Source organism: Paracraurococcus lichenis (assembly GCF_030657435.1).
In the GTDB taxonomy this organism is placed as follows: domain Bacteria; phylum Pseudomonadota; class Alphaproteobacteria; order Acetobacterales; family Acetobacteraceae; genus Paracraurococcus; species Paracraurococcus lichenis.
In genome coordinates this window covers 1-5761 of sequence record NZ_JAUTWS010000172.1, presented here as the reverse complement: position 1 = coordinate 5761, position 5761 = coordinate 1, and the positions used below count along the sequence as shown (strand labels likewise).

Sequence of the window (5761 nt, the reverse complement as noted above, 5' to 3'; positions counted from 1 at the left end):
GGTACCTGCCAGGGACTGCACGCGCTTGGCATGCAGCTCCTGGCCGAACACGTCCCCGAGGAACTGCTCCACCGTCGCCAAGGAGATCTGCCTGCTCCGCATCGCGCCCCATCTCGCAGCGTGAGGCGGTGTCGAATCAGAGCGCGGACAAGAAGGCAACACACCGCCCGACGGCGTCAGAACCGAACGGTGATCGGCTCCGTCCGATTTATTCCCTCAACTCAACACCGGCGGCCTGATTCGATTATTTCATTCCTTGCCGCGCCAGAATGAGGGGATTGCTGAGGCGAAAAGCCGCATCTGGGGCAGATTCACGAGCCGAATGGGTCAATGCTGCGCCTGCGTGCCCGGGAATTTGTCCCGGTTACCGAAAAACCGAGCCACCTCTCCTTCAAACTACGGGAAAGCCCAATTTTCGAATGGTGACCGCTTTGGCCAGGATCATGCCAAGACCGAGCGAACTCATTGTTCCAGTGTCGGGCAAGACCATCCGATCCGGTAGTTGGTTGGCCCATTGCGGCGCACCTCGTCCCAAACCCGCTTGCTGACAGGGAACTCAAAACGGTCCAGCACTCTTTCCGTCGTTGCAGGCTGGGTCGGGCTTGGCAACGGGCGTCTCTAAGGCGCCGAGACGGGAGCATGCGATGATCGAGCAAAGGCCTCTGTCGCTGCATGTTCCGGAACCCGCGGTGCGGCCCGGCGACAAGCCCGACTTCCACCATCTGTCCATTCCGCGGGCCGGCGCCGTCCGCCGGCCGCCTATCGATGTTCCGGCGCACGAAATTCACGACCTCGCGTATTCTATCATCCGCGTGCTCGACCGGCAGGGCCAGGCGGTCGGCCCCTGGGCACCCGGGCTGGATGCCGAGGCGCTGAAGGTCGGGCTCCGCGCTATGCTGAAGACCCGTGCCTATGACGCGCGGATGATGGTGGCGCAGCGCCAGGGCAAGACATCCTTCTACATGCCCTGCACTGGCGAGGAGGCGGTGGCCTGTGGCTTCCAGACCGCCCTCGAGAAGGGCGACATGAATTTCCCGACCTACCGCCAGCAGGGGCTACTGATTGCCCAGGACTGGTCGTTGGTCGACATGATGTGCCAGGTCTTCTCCAACGAACGGGACCGTCTGCTGGGGCGGCAGCTGCCGGTGCTCTATTCCGTGCGGGAGGCAGGGTTCTTCTCCATCTCCGGCAACCTCGCCACGCAATACGTGCAGGCCGTGGGCTGGGCCATGGCCTCGGCGATCAGCGGCGACGCCCGCGTCGCCGCAGCCTGGGTCGGGGAGGGCTCAACCGCCGAGAGCGACTTCCACGCGGCCCTGGTCTTCGCCTCGGTCTACCGGCCGCCGGTGATCCTCAACGTGGTCAATAACCAGTGGGCCATCTCCTCCTTCCAGGGCGTAGCGGGCGGCGAGAATGCGCCGTTCGCGGCCCGCGCGCATGGCTATGGCATCCCCTCGCTGCGGGTCGACGGCAACGACTACCTCGCGGTGCATGCCGCGACCGCCTGGGCGGTCGAGCGCGCACGGCGCAACCTCGGCGCGACGCTGATCGAGTGGGTAACCTACCGCGCCGGCGCGCATTCCAGCTCGGACGATCCCTCCCGCTACCGGCCGAAGGAGGAATCCGACGCCTGGCCGCTCGGTGACCCGATCGAGCGGCTGAAGAACCACTTGGTCGCGCGCGGCGAATGGAGCGAGGCGCGGCATACCCAGCTGCGCGCCGAGATCGAGGAGGAGGTGCTGGAAGCGGCACGCGAGGCGGAGCGCCACGGCACCCTGCATGACGGCCCGAAGCCCAGCGCCGCCACCATGTTCGAGGGCGTCTACAAGGAGATGCCCCGCCACCTGCGCGAGCAGCGCCAGGCGATGGGGATCTGAGCATGCCGCGCCGGACCATGGTGGAAGCAATACGCGACGCGCTCGACGTGATGATGGGCCGCGACAGCCGGGTCGTCGTCTTCGGCGAGGATGTCGGCTATTTCGGCGGCGTGTTCCGTGCCACCGAGGGGCTGCAGCGCAAGTATGGGACGTCGCGCTGTTTCGATGCGCCGATTTCGGAAGGCGGGATCATTGGTGTCGCCGTTGGCATGGGCGTCTACGGCCTGCGGCCCGTCGCCGAGATCCAGTTCGCCGACTACATGTATCCCGGCTACGACCAGATCGTCTCCGAGGCGGCGCGGCTGCGCTACCGCTCCGCGGGCGAATTCACCGCGCCCATGGTGGTGCGCATGCCCTGCGGCGGCGGCATCTTCGGCGGCCAGACGCATAGCCAGAGTCCCGAGGCGCTATTCACCCATGTCTGTGGCCTGAAGACCGTCATCCCCTCCAACCCCTACGACGCCAAGGGCCTGCTGATCGCGGCAATCGAGGACGACGATCCGGTCATCTTCCTGGAGCCGAAGCGGGTCTACAACGGCCCTTTCAACGGGCACCACGACCAGCCCGTGGTACCCTGGGCACGCCACCCGCTCGGCGAGACGCCGGACGGGCACTACACCGTCCCGCTCGGGGAGGCTGCAGTGCGGCGGGAGGGCGCGGCGGTCACGGTGCTCGCCTACGGCACCATGGTGCATGTGGCGGAGGCGGCGGCGGCCGAGACCGGCGTCGATGCCGAGATCATCGACCTGCGCACGCTGGTTCCGCTGGATGTCGAGGCGATCGAGCAGTCGGTGCGGAAGACCGGCCGCTGCGTGATCCTGCACGAGGCGACGCGCACCTCCGGCTTCGGCGCGGAGCTTTCGGCGCAGGTGCAGGAGCGCTGCTTCTACCACCTGGAGGCGCCGATCCTGCGCGTCACCGGCTGGGACACGCCCTATCCGCACGCGCAGGAATGGGATTACTTCCCCGGCCCCGAACGCGTCGGCCGGGCGCTACGCGCCGTGCTGGAGGCCTGAGATGGGCACCCGCGTGGTCAAGCTGCCGGATATCGGCGAGGGCGTCGCCGAGGCCGAGTTGGTCGGATGGCACGTCAAGGTCGGCGACCTGGTGCGGGAGGAGCAGCCGCTCGCCGAGGTGATGACCGACAAGGCGACAGTGGAGATCCCCTCGCCAGTCGGCGGCACCATCCTGGCGCTGGGTGGCGAGGTGGGCAGCACCCTGGCGGTGGGCGGGGAGCTCGTGCGGATCGAGGTGCCAGGCCAGCCGGACGGTGCGGCGGCGCCGGCCCCGGGTCAGGCGCCGGCGGTGCCCGCGGTGGAGCAGGAGGCACCCACTGCGAAGCAGGAGGCACCCGCCTCGCCGCAGCCCGCGCCCCCACCGCGACCCGCGGCGCGGCAGGGCGTGACGCCGCGCCTGCCGAGCGAGCGCCCCATCGCCTCGCCGGCGGTGCGGCTGCGAGCGCGGGAGGCGGGCATTGACCTACGCCAGCTCCGCGGCAGCGGCCCGGCGGGGCGCATCCTGCACGAGGATCTCGACGCGCTGCTGCGCGACAGCGGCACCGCCGCCCCGGCCACTGCAGAGCGCAGCGCCGATACGCGGGTCGAGGAGATCAAGGTCACCGGCCTCCGCCGCCGCATCGCCGAGCGGATGGCCGAGGCGACGCGGCGGATCGCGCACTTCTCCTATGTTGAGGAGGTCGACCTGACCGCGCTGGAGGAGTTGCGCGCCGCGCTGAACGCCGAAGCTGCGGCGGAGCGGCCGAAGCTCACTTTGCTGCCCTTTCTGATGCTGGCCGTGGTCCGCGCCGTCGCCGACTTCCCGCAGATGAACGCGCTGTACGACGACGAGGCCGGCGTCATCCGGCGGCATGGCGGCGTGCATCTCGGCATCGCCACGCAGACCCCGTCCGGCCTGGTGGTACCTGTCGTGCGCCATGCCGAGGCGCGCGACCTTTGGGAGTGCGCGGCGGAGCTGAAGCGTCTGTCGGAGGCCGCGCGGGCCGGGCAGGCGGCGCGGGACGAACTCGGCGGCTCGACGATCACCATCACCAGCCTCGGCGCGCTGGGCGGCATCGCCAGCACGCCGGTGGTCAACTGGCCGGAGGTGGCGATCATCGGCGTCAACCGGATGGCGGTGCGGCCGATGTGGATCGGCGGCGGCGTCGTGCCACGCAAGATGATGAACCTGTCCTCCTCCTTCGACCACCGGGTCATCGACGGCTACGACGCGGCGGCGTTCATCCAGCGCATCAAGAGCCTGCTCGAGCTGCCCGCGCGCATCTTCATCGGAGGCTGAGATGGGCGAGCTGACGGCCGGGCTTCTCGTCCTCGGCGGCGGCCCCGGCGGCTACAGCGCCGCGGCCCGGGCCGGGGAGCTCGGCATCGACACCGTGCTGGTCGAGCAGGGCAGCCTCGGCGGCACCTGCCTGAATGTCGGCTGCATCCCGTCGAAGGCGCTAATCCATGTGGCGGCGGAATTCAGCCGCGCCGCCGGGCAGGTGCAGGCCTCCCCCTTCGGCCTGCGGGCCGGGGCGCCGAGCCTCGACTTCGCCCAGGCGGTCGCCTGGAAGGACGGCATCGTCGGCCGGCTGAATGCCGGCGTCGCCACGCTGCTGAAGCAGGGCAGGGTGCGCACGGTGCAGGGGCGCGGCACCATGCTCGATGGCAAGACCTGCCGCGTCGAGACCGATACCGGGCCGCAGACCATCCGGGCCCGGCACGTGCTGCTGGCGACCGGCTCCGCGCCAATGCCGTTGCCGGCGCTGCCTTTCGGCGGCCGGGTGATCTCCTCGACCGAGGCGCTGTCATTGCCGCGCGTGCCGGAGCGCCTGGCCGTGGTGGGCGCCGGCTATATAGGGCTCGAACTCGGCATGGCCTTCGCCCGGCTCGGGGCTGTGGTCACGGTGGTGGAGGCCGCGGACCGCATCCTGCCGGGCTGGGATGCCGATCTCACGCGTCCCGTCCTGCGCGGGATGCAGCGCCTGGGCATCGAGCTGCTGACCGCGACCGAGGCGCGCGGCCTGGCCGCAAATGGCAAGGCGCTGCGGGTCGCCGCGGCGGACGGGGCGGAGCACACCATCCCGGCCGAGGCCGTTCTGGTGGCGGTCGGCCGCCGGCCCTGCACGACGGGCTTCGGGCTGGAGGCGCTGGATCTCGCGATGGACGGGCCATTCATCCGCATCGATGCGCGCTGCGCGACCTCCATGCGCGATGTATGGGCGGTCGGCGATGTCGCGGGCGGGCCGATGCTCGCGCATCGCGCCATGGCGCAGGGCCGGATGGTGGCGGAACTGGTGGCCGGCCGGCGCCGCCGCTTCGAGCCGATGGCGGTCCCGGCGATCTGCTTCACCAGCCCGGAGGTCGTCTCGGTTGGCCTGTCGCCGGCGGAGGCGCGCCAAGCGGCGCAGGAGATCCGGGTCGGTCAGTATCCCTTCTCGGCCAACGGCCGCGCGCTGACCGAAGCGGCGGAGGAAGGTTTCGTGCGGGTCGTCGCGCGGGCCGAAACCCATCTGGTGCTCGGCATTCAGGCGGTCGGCGCCGGGGTCGCGGAACTGGCGGCCGGCTTTAGCTTGGCGCTGGAGATGGGCGCCCGGCTGGAGGACATCGCTGGCACGATCCACGCGCACCCGACGCGGGGCGAGGCGTTGCACGCAGCCGCGCTCCGCGCCATGGGCCAGGCGCAGCATACGGTGTGAATACTATATACGCGTTCTTCCAAAGGCAGGTCGCCCTTTGCGTGGTCCGGCCACTCGCCGGATAAGGGGCGGATATGGAAAGACGCCGGGCGCCGACCCAGCCGCAAGGCAGCGTAGTGTGCGTATTCCACGTGATGGCGGGCACTGATTCCACGGGATCGTGGGCAGGGATTCCACGGCAAGGCGGGCG

Annotated in this window: 4 protein-coding genes; all 4 read left to right on the top strand. The window is 69.8% G+C overall.

Annotated features, from left to right (window positions below):
* Positions 1–644 precede the first annotated feature (644 nt).
* Genes Q7A36_RS37940 through lpdA form a run of 4 tightly spaced genes read left to right on the top strand, consistent with a single transcriptional unit; the run spans position 645 to position 5571 of the window.
* Positions 645–1877: a 3-methyl-2-oxobutanoate dehydrogenase (2-methylpropanoyl-transferring) subunit alpha gene (locus Q7A36_RS37940; protein WP_305108983.1), complete on the top strand. Its 1233-nt coding sequence runs from the start codon at positions 645–647 to the stop codon at positions 1875–1877.
* 2 nt (positions 1878–1879) lie between these two features.
* Positions 1880–2893: an alpha-ketoacid dehydrogenase subunit beta gene (locus Q7A36_RS37935; RefSeq protein ID WP_305108982.1), complete on the top strand. Its 1014-nt coding sequence runs from the start codon at positions 1880–1882 to the stop codon at positions 2891–2893.
* A 1-nt stretch (position 2894) separates the two neighbouring features.
* Positions 2895–4172, top strand: coding sequence for a dihydrolipoamide acetyltransferase family protein (locus Q7A36_RS37930; protein ID WP_305108981.1), 1278 nt, complete (start codon positions 2895–2897; stop codon positions 4170–4172).
* 1 nt (position 4173) lies between these two features.
* Positions 4174–5571 carry a dihydrolipoyl dehydrogenase gene (lpdA, locus tag Q7A36_RS37925; protein ID WP_305108980.1) on the top strand — a complete coding sequence of 466 codons (1398 nt, stop codon included), beginning with the start codon at positions 4174–4176 and terminating at the stop codon, positions 5569–5571.
* Positions 5572–5761 lie beyond the last annotated feature (190 nt).

Coding starts and splice junctions, on each gene's coding strand:
- Q7A36_RS37940 (WP_305108983.1), top strand. CDS start 645: ATGATCGAGCAAAGGCCTCTGTCGCTGCATGTTCCGGAACCCGCGGTG.
- Q7A36_RS37935 (WP_305108982.1), top strand. CDS start 1,880: ATGCCGCGCCGGACCATGGTGGAAGCAATACGCGACGCGCTCGACGTG.
- Q7A36_RS37930 (WP_305108981.1), top strand. CDS start 2,895: ATGGGCACCCGCGTGGTCAAGCTGCCGGATATCGGCGAGGGCGTCGCC.
- lpdA (WP_305108980.1), top strand. CDS start 4,174: ATGGGCGAGCTGACGGCCGGGCTTCTCGTCCTCGGCGGCGGCCCCGGC.